15 protein-coding genes are annotated in these 17,507 nt (G+C 56.0%); 7 read left to right on the top strand and 8 right to left on the bottom strand.

What is annotated here, in order from left to right:
- Positions 1 to 52 precede the first annotated feature (52 nt).
- Positions 53 to 1,054 carry a LysR family transcriptional regulator gene (locus PPUTUW4_RS11250; protein ID WP_343228945.1) on the top strand — a complete coding sequence of 334 codons (1,002 nt, stop codon included), beginning with the start codon at positions 53 to 55 and terminating at the stop codon, positions 1,052 to 1,054.
- 453 nt (positions 1,055 to 1,507) lie between these two features.
- On the opposite strand, the gene PPUTUW4_RS11245 is transcribed toward PPUTUW4_RS11250, so the two are convergent.
- The 6 genes from PPUTUW4_RS11245 to PPUTUW4_RS11220 all read right to left on the bottom strand — a co-directional run bounded on the left by PPUTUW4_RS11245 (position 1,508) and on the right by PPUTUW4_RS11220 (position 7,425).
- Positions 1,508 to 2,881, bottom strand: a complete 1,374-nt coding sequence (locus PPUTUW4_RS11245) for an IS1182 family transposase (RefSeq protein ID WP_015094673.1) — start codon at positions 2,879 to 2,881, stop codon at positions 1,508 to 1,510.
- A 253-nt stretch (positions 2,882 to 3,134) separates the two neighbouring features.
- Entirely contained in the window at positions 3,135 to 3,902 is a 768-nt protein-coding gene (locus PPUTUW4_RS11240) for an ATP-binding cassette domain-containing protein (RefSeq protein ID WP_015094756.1), read from the bottom strand.
- Between the two features lie 20 nt (positions 3,903 to 3,922).
- Positions 3,923 to 4,636 (bottom strand): ABC transporter permease, encoded by a 714-nt coding sequence (locus tag PPUTUW4_RS11235; protein ID WP_007978207.1) that lies wholly within the window; start codon positions 4,634 to 4,636, stop codon positions 3,923 to 3,925.
- On the bottom strand, positions 4,633 to 5,322 hold the full coding sequence (gene hisQ / locus PPUTUW4_RS11230; RefSeq protein WP_015094755.1) for a histidine ABC transporter permease HisQ: 690 nt from the start codon (positions 5,320 to 5,322) through the stop codon (positions 4,633 to 4,635). Before hisQ ends, PPUTUW4_RS11235 begins: the two co-directional genes overlap by 4 nt.
- A gap of 86 nt (positions 5,323 to 5,408) precedes the next feature.
- On the bottom strand, positions 5,409 to 6,197 hold the full coding sequence (locus PPUTUW4_RS11225; RefSeq protein WP_015094754.1) for an ABC transporter substrate-binding protein: 789 nt from the start codon (positions 6,195 to 6,197) through the stop codon (positions 5,409 to 5,411).
- A gap of 58 nt (positions 6,198 to 6,255) precedes the next feature.
- A complete protein-coding gene (locus tag PPUTUW4_RS11220) occupies positions 6,256 to 7,425 on the bottom strand; it encodes a M20 aminoacylase family protein (protein ID WP_015094753.1) in 1,170 nt (389 codons plus the stop codon).
- A 132-nt stretch (positions 7,426 to 7,557) separates the two neighbouring features.
- On the opposite strand from PPUTUW4_RS11220, the gene PPUTUW4_RS11215 reads away from it, so the two are divergent.
- The 4 genes from PPUTUW4_RS11215 (at position 7,558) to PPUTUW4_RS11200 (ending at position 11,279) form a co-directional block, all read left to right on the top strand.
- A complete protein-coding gene (locus PPUTUW4_RS11215) occupies positions 7,558 to 8,508 on the top strand; it encodes a LysR substrate-binding domain-containing protein (protein WP_015094752.1) in 951 nt (316 codons plus the stop codon).
- A gap of 179 nt (positions 8,509 to 8,687) precedes the next feature.
- Positions 8,688 to 9,266 (top strand): S-(hydroxymethyl)glutathione synthase, encoded by a 579-nt coding sequence (gene gfa / locus PPUTUW4_RS11210; RefSeq protein ID WP_015094751.1) that lies wholly within the window; start codon positions 8,688 to 8,690, stop codon positions 9,264 to 9,266.
- 337 nt (positions 9,267 to 9,603) lie between these two features.
- On the top strand, positions 9,604 to 10,413 hold the full coding sequence (locus tag PPUTUW4_RS11205) for a glycosyltransferase family A protein (protein ID WP_015094750.1): 810 nt from the start codon (positions 9,604 to 9,606) through the stop codon (positions 10,411 to 10,413).
- Between the two features lie 62 nt (positions 10,414 to 10,475).
- Positions 10,476 to 11,279 carry a 2OG-Fe(II) oxygenase gene (locus PPUTUW4_RS11200; protein ID WP_015094749.1) on the top strand — a complete coding sequence of 268 codons (804 nt, stop codon included), beginning with the start codon at positions 10,476 to 10,478 and terminating at the stop codon, positions 11,277 to 11,279.
- Positions 11,280 to 11,645: 366 nt separating this feature from the next.
- Here PPUTUW4_RS11200 and PPUTUW4_RS11195 read toward each other — a convergent pair whose 3' ends face one another.
- Positions 11,646 to 11,981: a hypothetical protein gene (locus PPUTUW4_RS11195; protein WP_227698122.1), complete on the bottom strand. Its 336-nt coding sequence runs from the start codon at positions 11,979 to 11,981 to the stop codon at positions 11,646 to 11,648.
- A 219-nt stretch (positions 11,982 to 12,200) separates the two neighbouring features.
- Positions 12,201 to 13,133, bottom strand: a complete 933-nt coding sequence (locus PPUTUW4_RS11190) for a universal stress protein (RefSeq protein WP_015094747.1) — start codon at positions 13,131 to 13,133, stop codon at positions 12,201 to 12,203.
- A 1,191-nt stretch (positions 13,134 to 14,324) separates the two neighbouring features.
- Here PPUTUW4_RS11190 and PPUTUW4_RS11180 point away from each other — a divergent pair.
- On the top strand, positions 14,325 to 15,872 hold the full coding sequence (locus tag PPUTUW4_RS11180) for a TerC family protein (RefSeq protein ID WP_015094744.1): 1,548 nt from the start codon (positions 14,325 to 14,327) through the stop codon (positions 15,870 to 15,872).
- Positions 15,873 to 16,517: 645 nt separating this feature from the next.
- Positions 16,518 to 17,492, top strand: coding sequence for a TerC family protein (locus PPUTUW4_RS11175; protein WP_015094743.1), 975 nt, complete (start codon positions 16,518 to 16,520; stop codon positions 17,490 to 17,492).
- The last annotated feature ends 15 nt before the right edge of the window (positions 17,493 to 17,507 follow it).

Genomic DNA, 17,507 nt, shown 5'->3' with positions numbered 1-17,507 from the left:
GCTAAAGTCAGGCTCATATACGGGCAAGTGACAAGATTTCAGCCTGAGTCACTTGAGGTTACGGAGCGCCTTCTTGAGAAAACATCAGTCGCTAACAGCGCTTCGCGCCTTCGAGGCCGTTGCCCGACTCAATAGCATTTCGTGCGCTGCGGAAGAGCTGCATGTAACGCGTCCAGCAGTGTCAAAACAGGTTACGCAGTTGGAGAGCGACATGGGCTGCGCCCTGCTCCAGCGTACGGGCAATGTGATCCGCCTGACTTCGGCGGGCCGCGAGTTGTTTGCTGCCCTGCAACAGGCCTTCGAGTTGATCAAGCTAACCACCGATACCATCAGCCGCCGGGCACGGCGGGGAGAGCATCTACGGGTGTTGGTCTGCCGTGACTTCGCGTCAAGCTGGCTGGCCGGCCAGGTTGGGAAGTTCTTGGTTGCCAATCCCGGGATATCCGTAGAAATCACCGCCGAAAACAACTTTAGCTTCCGCCTCGATGAGGATTTCGACTTCCGAATTTTCTATGGTATGCACGGAGCCAGGGCTGGCGCAGGACTGGAAGAAACTGAGCTGTGCCGCTGGATCGACGTTCTGGTCTGCACCCGCGGCTTTGCAGAAACCTATTTAGGTGAGGGCCGCAAGCCTTGCGAAGCGCCTTACCTGATCGATGCCAATTACGATGTCTGGGACGAGTGGTGTACCCTGACCGGGCTGGTGCCTGGCGGCCCGCGTCGCCAGCAGACAGTGTTCAATGAAACCACCCTGTGCCTATCGGTTGCCGCATCAGGTGGCGGTCTGACCATCGGCGACAGCTTCCTTGCACTGCCCGCCATCCAAACAGGCGAGCTGATCGTCCCCTACCCACTGGGCCTGGTCAGCGCGCAGAGCTACAGTCTGTTCAAACCCAAGGCAAGACCGAACTCACCGGCTAGCCAAAAATTTGAGACCTGGCTACGCGATGCGATAGATACCTACCAAGTGACAGTGCGGCAAGCGCTCGCGGAAAAAGGCATTCGAGTAGTGGAGCGCACCGATGCTATCGACCAAAGCGCCCCTATCGGCTGAGCGTGCTGGACCAATTACGGAACTCACCGTTATTAGAGCGTCGCTTCTGGCCACGCCATGTCTGGCGGGCTTCCAATTCAGCAGTTTGAGCCGTGGTGACCTAGGTCTATTTCTTTTTTCTCGCGTCACTCATTAATGCTTGATGGGTGAGCGGGACAGAGTAACTCCCGCTGATGCTGTCCCGTCAACCGTCGAAACTCTATCTGATTTTCAATTGCATAGAGACAATTCTTGCCTTTGGCGCCATGCAGCTCTGGGCAAATACCAACTGCTTGTAAACGTCTGCTTTTGGCCGATTCTGTTGAAAAAGTCTGATTTGCAGATCGGCTGAACTCACGCACGATCTCCACCGGAGAACCTACTCACCACATTGAGTGGTTTTTCGGCCCTTCGTTGAGCTTTGCAGCTCGGTTATTGGGTTGATTTGAGGTTTTTTGCTTTGTGCAGACGCACCTATCCCGTAACCGGTGGCCCTTGAGAAGAAAATTTGGCCAGCCGTCGCAGGTTCTGCACCGCAGCAGCCAGCGTGAATTCATCAGTCGCGCCACTCATGCCACGTAGTCGCAAGCGATCCAGTTTCAGGATGCGCTTGAGGTGGGCAAACAACATTTCGACCTTCTTACGTTCGTGGCGAGAGCGCACATACTCCGGCGTCGCTGCGATGCGTCGAGCCACATCACGAGCGGCTTCATGGACGCTGCGGACGATCTTGCGAAACGCAGTGTTGGGGCAACACTTGGCCTTCATTGGACAGGCTACGCAGTCGGCCTGTCGGGATCGGAAGATGATGGTGTTGGCTTTGGTGACGTGCGAACGCTCGTTTTTGAAGGCTCGCCATTCGCTACGTAATGCATTGCCGGCCGGACAGCGGTATTCCTCAGCCTCTTCATTCCAGTGGAAATCGTTGCTCGAAAAACTGTCGTTCTTGCGCTCGGTTTTGTCCCACACCGGCACATGCGGCTCGATGTCCTTTTCCTCTACCATCCAGGCCAGCATCGGCGCGGTTCCGTAAGCGGTGTCGCCAATAAGGCGCTCCGGCTTGATGTCGAACTGCGCCTCGACCCGCTCCATCATGATCTTGGTGCTCTCGACTTCGGCCGTGCGATGAGCCGGTGTGGGTTCCACATCCACGATGACACCGTGCTCGGTATCGATCAGATAATTCGTGGAGTAAGCGTAGAACGCTGGGCCACCTGGAGCGGCGGTCCAGCGAGCCTGAGGATCCGTCAGCGACAGGCGCTTCGGTAGCGTTTCGGCCAGAGCCTCTTCATCGAGTGCCTCAAGATACTCACGCACGGCGCGGGTGCTCAGGGCCGGATCGCTCCAGTTGACCTGTTCATCTCCCGGTACGCCGCGCTGCCGACTCGCATCCGCTTTGATGATGCTGGCGTCCACGGCAAAGCCTTCGCCCTTCACCAACCCCGCATCCATGCAGCGACGCAGCACTTCATTGAACAGCCAGCGAAATAGATCGCTGTCCCGAAAACGGCCGTGTCGATTTTTGGAAAAGGTCGAGTGATTGGGCACTTCATCTTCAAGGCTCAACCGGCAGAACCAGCGATACGCCAGGTTCAGATGGGCCTCTTCGCACAACCGCCGCTCTGAGCGAATGCCGTAGCAATAGCCCACGATCAGCATGCGGATCATCAACTCTGGGTCAATCGAAGGACGCCCAATTGGGCTGTAAAAATCGGCGAGGTAATGGCGCAAGTCGCTCAGATCGAGACACCGATCAATGCTGCGCAGAAGGTGATTGGCGGGGATGTGATCTTCAAGGTTGAACGAGTAAAACAGTCGCTCCTGCCCACTCGATAACTGTCCCATCATACTGCGTGTTTCCCTGCTGGCCGATGCGCGAATTTTGCCGCAGGCCAGACGGGGGAGCTACTTTTTCAACAGAATCGGCCAAAAGCAGCCGGTCGATTGCTGTGCTGACGTTAGTACTCGAAATTATCCTTCACGCCTGGAAAGTCGAAATACTCTCTCGGCACTGCTGTCAGAAATCCCCCTTGTGAAGTCTGTCTCCCCTGGGCACCCGCAATTGAACGCCGGTGCCTTTCTTTCGCAGATTAACGGGCAGCTACTTGAGACTCCCGGCCAGGAACTGCTGCAACCGCTCGCTTTGCGGCTGTTCCAGCAGCGTGCCCGGCGCGCCCGACTCCTCCACTCGCCCCTGATGCAGAAACATGACGTGGTTCGACACCTGCCGGGCAAACGCCATTTCGTGAGTGACGACCACCATCGTCCTGCCCTCTTCGGCCAGTTGCTGCATGACCTTGAGCACCTCACCCACCAGTTCAGGGTCTAGGGCCGAGGTCGGTTCGTCGAACAGCATCACCTCGGGTTCCATGGCCAATGCACGGGCAATGGCCACCCGTTGTTGCTGGCCGCCGGACAAATGCACCGGGTACTGGAGCTCGACTTTTTGTGGCAGCCCCACCTTGGCAAGGTAATGACGCGCCCGCTCCAGTGCCTGCACCCGACTGATACCGAGCACGCTCATCGGGCACTCGATGATGTTTTCCAGCACGGTCATGTGGCTCCACAAATTGAAGTGCTGGAACACCATCGACAACCGGCTGCGCAGGCTCCGCAACTGCCCGGGGTCAACCACACACAGTTCGCCCCTCGAGTTTCTGCGGGTGAGCAACTCTTCGTCGTTGACGACAATGCGCCCGGCCGACGGTTGTTCAAGATGGTTGATACAACGCAGGAAGGTACTTTTCCCGGACCCGGAGGAGCCGATGATGCTGATCACATCACCCGCCCTGGCCCTGAGCGAAACCCCTTTCAGTACTTCATGGTTGCCGTAGTTTTTATGGATATCTTCAACGATCAATTTATACATTCGAGCAAGTCCGATAGGGGTCAGTGCGTGCGCGGTTTGAGGTAGGCCAGCCAATGCAGTTCGCCGCGTCGAAACAGCCAGATCAGGAAAAAAGCACAGGCGGCGTACAACACGCCGGCAATGCCAAAAGCAGTGAAGGATGCATAGGTCGCCGAGTTGACATCCCGGGCGATCTTCAGCAAATCGGGCACGGTGGCGGTAAAGGCCACGGAAGTGGAATGCAGCATCAGGATCACTTCATTGCTGAAAAACGGCAGCGCACGGCGCAACGCCGACGGCAGGATAATTCGCCGATAAAGCGTGAACCGGCTCATTCCGTAGGCACTGGCGGCCTCGACTTCACCGTGGGCGGTCGCCCTGATGGCGCCGGCAAAAATCTCGGTCATGTAGGCGCAGGTATTGAGCCCGAACGCGAGCACCGTGCAGTTGAAGCCGTCACGGAAAAACGCGTTGAGAAAGTCCTGGGACCGCACCACATGCAAGCTGTACACCCCGGTGTAGAAGAACAGCAGCTGGATGTACAACGGGGTGCCACGAAACACGTAGGTGTAGCACCAGACCGGCAGGCGCAGCAGCGGGTTGCGGCTGACGCGGGCCATCGACAACGGCACCGCCAGCAAAAAACCCATCGCCACCGCCAGAATCAGCAGCCACAAGGTGACCACCAGCCCGGAAAAGTGCGGCCCGTCACTCCACAGGTAAGCCTGCCAGTAGTTTTCGAGAATGGCGGTCATAGCGCAGCCTTCCTGACGCCGACCGAGTAGCGGCGCTCAAGCCACAGCAACACGCCATTGGAGACCGTGGTAATGGCGAGGTAAATCAGGCCGCCGACCAGGGTGAAGTAAAAGAACTGCATCGAGCCCTTGCCCGCATCCTGCGTGGCCTTGACCACATCGGTCAGGCCGATGATCGACACCAGGGCCGTCGACTTGATCAGCACCTGCCAGTTGTTGCCGATGCCCGGCAAGGCGTGGCGCAGCATTTGTGGAAAGAGGACCTTGCGAAAGGTTTCCCCACGGGTCATACCGTAAGCCCTCGCCGCTTCGATCTGCCCCGCCGGGACGGCCTGGAAGGCACCGCGAAACGTCTCGGTAAAGTAGGCCCCGTAAATGAACGCCAGCGTCACGACACCGGCCAGAAAGGGGTCGATGTCGATCTGAGTGATGCCCAGCCAGTCGGTGATCCGGTTGAGCAACATCTGCAGGCTGAAGAACAGCAGCAACATGATCACCAGGTCCGGCATGCTGCGGATCACGGTCGTATACCCCGCCGCCAGTGCGCGCAACAATCGATTGGACGACAACTTGGAACTGGCGCCGATCAGCCCGGCCAGGACGGCGATCAGCAATGAACAAAGCGCCAGTTTGACGGTAGCCAGGGTGCCCAGCAGGATCTGCGGGCCAAAACCTTCCAGAAGCATCTCACTCTCCTTGTTCTTGTTAGGGTGAGGTGAAGGGGGCAAAAGAGCGCTCGAGCGAGCGCCCTGTTCAAGGTCACGACGACGGTTTACCTAGCGCCGTAGACGTCGAAATCGAAGTACTTGTCGTTGATCCGCGCGTAAGTACCGTTGGCGATAATGGTTGCCAGGGCTTTGTTCAAGTCTTCGCGCAACGCGACATCGCCCTTGCGCAGACCAAGGCCATCGCCGACGCCGAAGAAGCCCGGGTCCTCCAGCGTGGCACCGGCAAATTCATAGTCCTGACCCGCCGCTGTTTTCAGGAAGCCGTAGCTGGCTTGAATGGCACCCTGCAACGAGGCATCAAGTCGCCCCACTACCAGGTCGGCGTACACCTGGTCCTGATTCTGATAGGAAAGAACGTCCACGCCCTTGGAACCCCAAACCGCTTTGGCATAGGACTCCTGGGTCGAGCCCTGCTCCACACCGATGCTCTTGCCCTTGAGTGATTCGAGGGTCGGCTGTAATCCCGATCCACGCTTGGCCACCAGGCGTGCCGGTGCATTGGACACCTTGTCGGTAAACGCAATCTGCTCAAGGCGTTTGGGGGTGATGGTCATCGAAGACGCCACCGCATCGAACTTGCGCGCCAGCAGTGCCGGGATCATCCCGTCCCAACTGCTTTCCACCCAGACGCAGCGGGCTTTCAGTTCGGCGCACAACGCCTCGGCAATGTCGACCCCGAAGCCGGTCAGCGTGCCATCCTGGTTCTTGTACTCCAGCGGTGGATACGTCGGGTCCACCCCCAGCTTCAACACTTTGCCGGACCAGTCGGCCGCCCCCGCCAGGCTCGAGGCCGTCAGGAACACCAGGGAAACGGCTGCAATCATCTTGTTCATTTTTATTCCTCTCAGACCGTAGATTTTTTACCGGCACAACGGGTGAAAATGCGCCGTCTCAACTCAGAAAACGTTCGACCAACTTGACCCAATAGCTCGCGCCTACCGGCAGGCAGCCGTCATTGAAGTCATAGCCGGGGTTGTGCAGCAGGCACCCGCCTTCGCCCTCGCCATTGCCGATTACCAGATAGCTGCCGGGGCACTTTTCCAGGACAAAGGCAAAGTCCTCGCTGGCCGTGAATGGCCGCAAGTCATCGATCAGGTGTTCATCTCCCAGCCACTCACGGGCGACTTCATGGGCAAATGCCGTCTGATCGGGATCGTTGATCAACACCGGATGGCAGTGCTGGTAATCGATGTGGACCCGGGCGCCGAAACTCTCGGCCTGGCCCTTGACCAATTCGGTGATCCTGACCTCCAGCAAACGGCGAACCTCGGGAGTCAGGGCGCGTACGCTCAGGCTCAAGTCGGCGCTGGACGGGATGACATTCGAGGCGCTCCCGGCTTGCAGGGAACCCACGGTGATAATCGCCATCTCCTGCGGGTTGACGTTGCGCGAGACGATGCTTTGCAGGGCCATCACGATCGAGGCACCGACCACCACCGGGTCGACGGCTTTGTGCGGCACAGCGCCATGGCCGCCGTTGCCGATGATCTTGATGTTCACTGTGTCGGCAGACGCCATGAACGGTCCGCTGTAAAAACCCAAATGCCCGACGGGGTAACCCGGCACGTTATGCATGGCGAAGATCGCGTCACACGGAAACCGTTCGAGCAGTCCGTCCTCCAGCATTTTCCTGGCACCACCCAGCCCCTCTTCCGCCGGTTGGAAAATCAGGTGCACGGTGCCGATGAATGTCCGTGTCCGCGCTAGATACTGACCCGCCGCCAGCAGGATGGCGGTATGTCCGTCGTGACCGCAGGCATGCATGACACCGTCTATCCGGCTGGCATAAGGCAAACCGGAGGTTTCCTGGATCGGCAACGCATCCATGTCGGCGCGCAAGCCAATGGACCGACCCTCGCCATTTTTCAGGGTGGCAACGACCCCGGTCTTGCCCACCCCGGTGCTGACCTCAAAGCCCCACTGAGTCAGACACGCGGCAACCCGCTCACTGGTGGCGAATTCTTCAAAACCCAGCTCAGGGTGCGCGTGAATGCTGTGACGTATCGCGATCATTTCATCTTGCATCGCGGCAATACCAGGCAGGACCAAACCGGCATTCATGAGTGTTCTCCTTCGACAGGGGCTGTACGGCAGCAAAAGCGCTGTCGGGATCGATCTTAGGGAACTGGCGCTGGGCTGGGGAGCCGCAGTTTGGTTATGATGACAACCATGAGTTGTCACCAGGGTGAGCAGATGAAACTGCATCAATTACAGGCGCTGATTGCCAGCGCCGAAACCGGCAGCATCCGCGCGGCCGCTCGGTCGCTGGAGATTTCCCAGGCCGCGGTGACCAAAGCACTGCGCGAGCTGGAAACCAGCCAGCAGCTACCGCTGTTTACCCGAACCGCCAGCGGTCTGAACTTCACCGAATACGGCAAAGTGCTGCTGACTCACGCCAGGCTGGTGATCAAGCAACTGGAGCACGCACAGACCGAGCTTGATCACATGCGTGGGAAGGCCCAGGGCCGGCTCTGCGTCGGGGTCACACCATGGATCGCCCTGACCTTCCTGCCCGAAGTCGTGGCGGTTTTTCGCGAGCGTATGCCACAAATCAGGCTGGAACTGTTCGAGAGCCTGATGGCCGTTGCCCAACCGCTGTTGCGCGACGGCAGCATGGACTTCGCGATTGGCCAACTCCATCCCACCCAATCGACCCAGGAATTCGCCAGCGAAACCTTGCTCGATTACCAGACCTCGGTGCTGGTCCGCGAGGGTCACGCCCGACAGCATGCGCGATCGATCCACGAGCTACTGGAAGAAAACTGGACCCTGAACTACGCGCCTGACGGGCACGATGGGCTGATGCAGGAACTGTTCTGGAAACACGGCGCGCAGATTGACGAGAGTCGAATCCTGCGTGCTCACTCACTGGCCATTTTGCAGATGATGGTCGAGCGGGCCGACATGTGCACCTGGGGGCCTTCGATCGTGAGCACCGCCCCGCCATTTCTGGGGCGTGTGGTATCCCTGGGGCTGACCGAGCAGTTCGAGCCCCGGCAGCTGAGCATCGTGACACGCCGCAATGGCGCACTGAGCAATCCGGCAGTCTGCTTCACCGAATGCCTGTTGCAGGTCATTCGGCGCCATGCCCGCTCGGCCAAAAAAGAAGACCGCGCGCTGTTTGAAACCTTGCGGCTGCGGTGAGGTAACCCTGGCCGCGCTCAAGGCGTCATCGCAGACTATTCTTGATCTGGGTAACCAACCGGTCGCACCGAAGGAGGTCACTCGTTTATGCACTGTGTCCTTTTCAAAATCCGATGATCCAACGGTCCGGGGCACGGCCCCAGGTATCTTTGTCTGCCCCCTGAAACGGAGACGCCAGCATGAGCACCTTGCAACTTCACCCTGCACTGGACAAGGGTATCCAACCCGCCGCCGCGAATTTCACAGGCGGCACCCTGCAATGCCTATGTGCGACCGACAAGGTCGAGGTCAGGATCGACGCACAAACCCTGCATAACCACGCATGCGGCTGCAGCAAATGCTGGAAACCACAAAACGCGATATTCGCTGTCATCGCCGTGGTGCCTCGAGATAAGGTCAGCGTGATTGCCCACGGCGAAAAACTGGCGATTGTCGACGCAGCCGCCACCATCCAGCGCCACGCCTGCAAGCAGTGTCACGCCCATCTCTTCGGGCGCATCGAAAACAAGGACCATGCGTTTTATGGCCTGGATTTCGTCCACACCGAGCTTTCGCCACAGAGCGGATGGGCAGCGCCGGGATTTGCGGCGTTCGTGTCCTCCATCATCGAAACCGGCACACCGCCAGGGCAAATGAAGGCGATCCGCGAGCGCTTGCGCTCGATCGGCCTGGAACCCTACGACTGCCTGTCCCCGGACTTGATGGATGCACTGGCGACCCATGTCGCCAAACAGAAAGGCCTGCTGCCCACCGCCTGATTGATTGGTCGCCGCGGTCTCTTTTCCGGACCGCGGCTCCGATTCACCTTGAGATTGAATCCAGCCCCACACCACCCCCGCTGGGCTCATCTGACCCGCCGCCCGATGTAACGAACCATTTCGCGGATATTTACCTATAGAGTGGATCCTTATACGATGAGGCCCAAATCCACTGCTCTCCATCAGGCGCGAGTAAGCCATCTAAATTTAGTGCATGACAAAGCGACTTGAAAATTGAGCTTTACAGACGAAAAACATTGCGCGGGCAAATACGCGAAACCGGATATGGACTCAATCGCCCCCACATATAAATACAATATCATTGAGCACCCGAACAATGAACAGTACTAGCCCTCCGGCTGATTTCCCCAATAACTTCAGCATCGTCATCGTGAATTACAAAACACCGGAAATCACCAAGATATGCTTAGAGTTATTGCACCAGCACGTGGGTGACAAGAACGTCCCAGTCTGGGTGGTTGACAACTACTCGGCCGATGAAAGCACTCAATACTTGCGAACACTTGACTGGATCAATTTAATCGAACGATCCGTTTCCGAACCAGAAGCAGGCCATATCGCACACGGCAAGGCACTCGACATGGTTTTGGAGCGAGTCGACACCGATTATTTACTTCTGATGCATACCGATACTTTTGTTTTCGATAAAAACATTTTCCCGATGATACTGAACAAGTGCACCAACAATAAAAAAGTCGTAGCCGTCGGGTGTGTAGAGCAATTAAATCGTGGCACCGCGAGAACGGTTTGGCGCTACAGTTCGCGATTATTCAAACACCACTACAGACGCCTTAAAATCTCCATGGGCTTACGTTCCAGAGAACCAAAACCATACAAAGAAGTTTACTTGAAGAGCTTCTTTACATTGTGGAACTGTAAACTCGTCAAACAGCACGGCATGCACTTTTCGATGGATGATCGCGTTCCTGGATATACCCTTCAAGACCAGATGACCGAGCTTGGTTATTTCGTTGAAACTTTATCGCCACGTAAAATCTTCAGCTATCTTGATCATATCCAGGCAGGCACTGTCGCAGCGACTGGCGGCTATGGAAAGACTCATAGACGAACCAAAATGTACAATAATATACTTAAACGCCTGAACAAGGGTGACGGCAAGGCTTAAGCTACGCCTACACGTATGAGCCAGTCACCCACGGGTCGTTATATCAAGTTATCGGAGCAATAATGGCAGTCATCACTCAGGCACTACCCATCACCCTCTCACCGGAGCTTGATTTCGACCAGAACGACGCCAGCGCCTTTGGTGAGTCATTGACCAGCCAATATGTTCAGGCTACGCCATTTCCGCACATCGTCATCGACAACTTCTTGCACGAAGACCTGATTGCAAGTATTTGCTCGAATTTCCCGGTCGAGCCAACCAACAACGAAATGCTCTACGAGCGCGGCTATAAAGGGCAAAGAAAACGTCAAATCAGTCCCAACGAATGCTCTCCGTTTTTAAAGACCGTTTTCAATGCTTTCAATTCGGCACCCATGTTGCAGTTTCTTGAAAAGTTAACAGGCATCGAAGGCTTGATACCTGACCCCTACTTTACCGGTGGCGGCTTGCATGAAACGAAAAGCGGGGGTTTCCTGGGGGTGCACTCGGACTTCAGGCTCAACAAGAAGCTTAACGTCGAGCGCAGACTGAATATCATTATTTATCTGAACGAAGACTGGAAAGACGAGTATGGAGGCAACCTGGAGCTTTGGGATGTCAAGATGAAAACCTGTCTTAAAAAGGTTTTGCCCATTTACAATCGCTGCGTCATTTTCAATACAGACAAAGACAGCAATCATGGGCACCCGGAGCCTTTAACGACCCCAGAGCACATCACTCGCAGGTCTATAGCGCTTTATTACTACACCGCAGGCACCTTGGCGATCGATCCTGCGCAAAGAAACAAAACCCACTACAAACCAAGACCCAAAGATCGTTTCAGTCTCAAGTACTACATGAACAAATTAATCAAGAAGAAAAACTAAGCCATACCGCCAGACGATTGAGCTCGTGCTTTTCAGGCTTTAGCTCGGCGCCCGGTCGCGACCAGATCCGTCGAGCATCAGCACCTTTTGCACGGTCGCGCGCCGGCAAGCCGATAACCTCTGGATCGCTCCTGCTGCAAGGGTAACGGAACGGAAACGCGAACGAGGGTGTCAGCTGTTTAGACACCCCTGTTTCTTCCCTCAACCCAAATGAAGCGGTGAAGTCATGAACAACATCATCTACCTCGTTGGCGCCGTCGTGATCATCCTGTTTATCCTGTCGTTTGTCGGCTTGGTCTGAATCAGACTGCCAGATGCCAAAGGTAAAAAAGCCCGCTCAAAGCGCGGGCTTCGTAATCGGCTTTTTTACGGCGCGTGGCTCAAACTCTCGCGAAAATCGTCCTCCAGCTTTCGACAAACCTCTGCGATTATGCTTTTTCCGACTGCCGGGCCGGAGTAGCTGTCTACTTCCTCGCGGCATCGTTCGGCGGCATCACGGGCCTGCATGCTTTCCTTGTCTTGCGATGTGTTGCTGACATAAAAGCCGACTGCCAGGTACAAGGTGATTGCGATAGTGATGCCGACGACGACCTTGCCGACCCGGCCAATTTTCTTTTCTGACGGTATTGGCCACCCGGGCGGGATTCGTATTTTCTGCCTGAGGTCAGATTGGCAGTGTTTACATAAAATGGCTTCAGCCATGATGACTTCCGCGCAATAGGGACAGCTCTTTTTTCCAGCCTCCACAGATGAAACTCCTTTTCCAAAACGAGATTCTATCATTGGGTTCGGGGGGCGAGCAGGCCTCGCCTTCTTCTTGGCGCTGACTAGCAGGACGGCAGGTCTTGCTTACTGAATGATTCTGCATTGTTGATCTGAGGCGCTATGCCAAGGCAGTTGGTTGGCGCAGTTGACTAACTCCTAAGTATGTGGCCGATGGTTATGGTGGTTATAGGGCCAGGAGGAGACCGCAGTATCTGCCGATGTACTTGCTGATGGGGCGGCCAACTCCTCCAGATGGGTAATGATGTCGTCCGGTTTGAGCACCAGTACGTCACTGTCCAGGGTGTCCAGAATCATCTCGGCGGTATTGCCGATCAACGCGCCGGACAGTCCGGTACGGGCCACGCTGCCGATCACCGTGAGCACGGCTTCGAGCTTGTGCGCGACGTACGGGATCAGCACATCGGCAGAACCTTCCTCGATATGCAGGCGTTCGTCGCTGACGTCGAATTCGGCCTGGAATGTCTTGCACAGGTCGCGATAGAGAGCCTGAATGCTCTCTTTGAGTTGGAGTACGGGGTCGGCCGCCGACAGCATGGGATAGGGGTGGGCGCTCATCATGTGCAGAGTGCCGCCGGCCAGTGCGGCGATGTCATAGCCGTGGCTGACTATGCCGGAATGCAGGACGCGATGCTCCATATCACTGCTGCCAGCATCAATGGCCGCGAGAATGGTGCCACCGGTCCAGGGCCTCGGGGTTTTTACTATAAGCACTGGGCAGGGACAGTATCGCAGTAGCTTCCAGTCCTCGGGGGTGAGAAGGGCTTTCATCAGTGGGGTGTCGGGCAGGTGCTGTTTGATCACCAGGCCACAGCCCTCCGCCCGTTGGGCGGCGATGATGGTCTTGTGTGAACTCCCATGCCAGGCCTGCTGGGCGCTGACACTGTAACCCTCCTGTGCCAAGCCCTCATGCATGTCGCTCAGGTAAGAGGAATGGTGTTGTCCCTTGTCGCAGGCCAGCAGATGCAGGTGTGACCGGGTGGCGCTGGCAATCATTTTGGCTCTGTTCAGGATCAGGTCCTTGGACTGCTTCGAATCCACCACCACCAAGGTGTTGCGAATGGTGTGCATGAGCGTCTTCCTGTGCGTGAGTACAGTTTTTGTGTGGGGAGGCGTTGTTGGCGCTCTTGGCCTATGCCCCTTCGGCGGGTTGTACGCGTTACTGGCCAACCCTTGCCCGCCCTTCAACCGGAATCTCACTTACCGACATCATGCACGCGACAGCTAAAATCGAATTCTGCCAGCTCAGTCCGATTGTTAACGCTTGAATCGAGCTGGCTTTAATTACCGGTACGGGTGCTGATCGCTCATGCAACTGCGCAAGCTGACTCCACAGCGCTGGCAGGTTTGCCCCATTGCATCTATATTGAGTTGTAACGCGGCCGGTACACTTGGTGCCGGATGAACTGCGTTACTTCTTGCTGGTTGCGCTGCTGGCAAAGAAAGCGCGTGAGCGTCTGCCGCTTTCAATGTCGTACCTGCCTGCGCCTATCCGCCTGCGCTTATTACTACGCTCAGGTGGATACCCCCGACCTTGGTGGAATAAATCGAGTCGTTCTCTTGCGGGCGTTTTCTCCGCGCTCAATTCAATGGCTAAGTATGGTGGCTATTCGACTTAAAGCTTAAGTAATTGGTCGACTGAGTTAGTTGATTTTCACCTAAGGAAACTCTGTACAAACTCCATTCGATCTGATGAAAAAGCACCGCTCTTCCTCAGGCTCAGGGTAACCGTCCGGCCAACACATCTTCCTGACGCCGATTATTGAAGTGATGGGGCCAGGAAGATGTGTAGGCCGAATGGTGTTACGAGTTACTGGGGGGACAAATTCGGTGCACAGCCATACCCAACATCCACTGCCACTCTGTCAAATTTTGTAATAACTCGTCTTGTATGAGGTGTCCCGAAACATTGTAGGATTTCATCCCCAATTTTTTTCAGGTCTATATGAGCACCCTCCTGGAGCCTCCCAGTAGCTTTTTTCAATCCACACCTTGTATCAGTTCGCTCTTCGCTATCAGGCGTAGAACTCGTTTTTCAAGATCGCTTAACCTCGAAATCTCGTCTGTAGATTTCTCGGCGATTACCTTCCCCAAGACGAACGGTGTCATCTCCAAAGCTTTACCTCCTTGCATACGCTTGGGGAAGCCTTTCTCTCTTGTGCCTTTTGCCCTGAACATCAATTCCGCTCCGCCGAGCAGGAGTCCGTGTTTTCGTGCAATTTACTCATTCGCCCTGACTCTTCGAGAGATTGAATAATCCCTATGGAATGGATTGCTGACCCCACGGCATGGCTTGGCCTGCTGACCCTGATCGTGCTGGAGCTGGTGCTCGGCATCGATAACCTTGTATTCATTGCCATCCTGGCTGACAAGCTGCCGCCAGAGCAGCGAGATCGTGCGCGTGTCATCGGCCTATCCCTTGCGTTGTTGATGCGTCTTGGCTTGCTGGCCAGCATCTCCTGGATGGTCACCCTTACCGAACCTTTGTTCGAGGTCTTTGCCAAGACGTTCTCGGGCCGAGACTTGATCATGCTGTTCGGTGGTGTGTTCCTGTTGTTCAAGGCAACCATGGAATTGCATGAGCGACTCGAAGGACATGTGACAGAACGTTCAGGTAATGCGGCCTATGCGATGTTCTGGCCTATCGTTGCGCAGATTGTGGTGCTGGATGCAGTCTTCTCGCTGGACGCTGTGATCACTGCTGTGGGCATGGTGGAACACCTGTCGGTCATGATGATCGCTGTGATTTTTTCCATTGGTCTGATGATCATCGCAAGTAAGCCGCTGACTAACTTCGTCAACGGGCACCCAACCGTCATCATGCTCTGCCTGGGCTTTTTGATGATGATCGGCTTCAGCCTCACCGCTGAGGGCCTGGGCTTCCACATTCCGAAAGGCTATCTGTACGCGGCGATTGGTTTCTCGATCCTGATCGAACTTTTCAACCAGTTGGCTCGCTCACGTCGCAAGAAGAGCCTGCATGGTCTTCGCCCCATGCGTGAGCGTACTGCGCATGCCGTGATGCGTTTGCTGGGTGGTCACAAGTTGGGGGCAGATGAAGTCGGCGAGGAAATCGCTGATATGCTGTCAGGCGCAGATGCCGATCAGGTTTTCCACCGACGGGAACGCGTCATGATCAGTGGTGTGCTTCAGTTAGCGGAACGCCCGATACGTGGTGTTATGACCCCCCGTGCAGAAATCGACCACATTGACTTGGCCGACTCTCCAGAAGAAATCCGCACAAGGCTGATGCACTCGTCGTACTCCAGGTTGCCGTTGATCCGGGAGGGACGCGTTGATGAGCCGTTGGGGTTCATCCACAAGAAGGAGTTGCTCAAAGAGCTGTTGGCAGGTAACCAGCCCAATCTGGAAGCCATGGCCCGCAAGGCTTTCAACTTGCTGGACAGTTTCACGATCCTGAACGCGCTGGAACAGATGCGTAAGGAATCGACCCACATCGCTTTTGTGGTGAACGAGTTCGGTGACTTCATTGGTCTTCTCACCATGACCGACATTCTGGAATCTATTGCAGGTGAACTGCCGGATGCCAGTGAAATCGAAGGCCCGAACATCGTTGCCGAGGATGGAGGTTTCCTCGTCAGCGGTGCACTGAATCTCAGCCAGATTCGCGAACACACCGGTTTCCAGGCGAAAGCGACCGATGACTACCAAACGCTCGCAGGGTTGGTCATGAGCTTGCTGGATCGCTTGCCTATCATTGGAGACAAGCTCAATTGGCAGGAGTGGAGCATGACCGTTGTCGAGGTTGAAGAGCGCAGAGTGACGAGGGTGCTGTTACGTAAAGAGTGAGAATAAAAAACAAGGCCGCATTTGCGGCCTTGTCTGTTTTCAGGGTATTACTCGTGCGAATGTCCGTGAACAGCGCTCTTGGTGCAGCTTCTTTTTCGCCGCCGCTGCATACGGTCACTAGGGGGATGGCGTGTTGGACAGAGCGCAATTGGCGCCGAGCCAGTAACCTCTGCTGGCTGAACTCCTGAATACTCGGTAATCGATGGTCTTAAGCGTGTCTTCAGAGACCGCCCCAGGGCAGCTAAAGTCAGCAGTTTTGGTCAAAAACCGCAATAGCACCGACAGATGTACGGCTGTTCTGCGGCGCGCCCCATGCCACCCGCCTTGGCCACGGAGCAGAAACTAATGCCATTGCCGGTAGTTGAGCATCCGAATCAAATACTTCGTAAAAAACGAACAATTCAAAACGAATAAACGATTTTTATTGATGCAAAATGCCCCTTAGCATGACCTCTTGCAGCATATTGCTGCGCCATGCGGAGACAGTCATGCAGATGGCCATTCAACGCCGCGGTTTCGAACTAACCGAGGTTTTGCACGGTTACCTCAAAGCGCCTGGCCTACAACTCAAGTCACGGCGCCGCCCGCATTGGGGCGGGTGACCGTGCGGCGCCACATGAATATCGACCAACCCTGGATACTTAAATGACCGCCATCAGCGTCGGCCAATCCTGGATGTGGGCCGCCTTCATCGGGTTCGTCCTCGCCATGCTGGCGCTGGATCTTTTCGTCTTCGGCGGGCGCAAGGCGCATCGTGTTTCGGTACGCGAAGCGCTGGCCTGGGTCATCGCCTGGACCAGTTTGGCGTTGGTCTTCTCCATACTGCTCTGGTGGTATCTGCGCAGCATGTTCGGCGCCGAAGTGGCCCAGCGTACAACGCTCGAATTCCTGACGGGTTACCTGATCGAGCAGTCGCTGTCGATCGACAACATGTTCGTTTTCGTGATGATCTTCGGCTATTTTGCCGTGCCGCCAGAGTTGCAGCGCCGTGTCCTGCTCTATGGCGTGCTCGGCGCCATCATCATGCGCGCCATTATGATTTTCGCCGGTGTCTGGCTGGTGCAGGAGTTTGCCTGGCTGCTCTATGTCTTTGGCGCTTTCCTCGTCATCACCGGCATCAAGATGCTGATCTTCGCCAACCAGCAGCCAGACCTCGAAAAGAACCCTTTGCTGTGCTGGCTGCGTAGCCATCTTCGCATCACCGACGGTTTTCACGGCGAGCACTTCTTCGTGCGCCAGAAAGGCCTGCGCTGGGCGACGCCGATGTTCCTGGTGCTGGTACTGATCGAGGCCAGCGACCTGGTATTCGCAGTCGACAGCATCCCGGCTATCTTCGCCGTCACCACCGACCCCTTCATCGTGTTCACCTCCAACATTTTCGCCATCATGGGCATGCGCGCACTGTATTTTCTACTGGCCGACATGGCTGACCGCTTTCACTTGCTCAAATATGGTCTGGCCATCGTACTGGTGTTCATCGGCGGCAAAATGCTCGTCGCGCCGTGGTGGCACATGCCGATCCAATGGTCGCTGAGCACAGTCGGCGGCATCATCTTGATTTCGGTACTGTTGAGCCTGACTTTGACGAAGAGCAAGGCACGGGTTACGAAAGAACAATGATGAATTTGAGAAAAG

It is taken from the genome of Pseudomonas sp. UW4 (genome assembly GCF_000316175.1).
GTDB lineage: Bacteria > Pseudomonadota > Gammaproteobacteria > Pseudomonadales > Pseudomonadaceae > Aquipseudomonas > Aquipseudomonas laurylsulfatiphila.
Note: the sequence above shows the minus strand (reverse complement) of the source record. Positions and strands in the feature narration are given on the sequence as shown.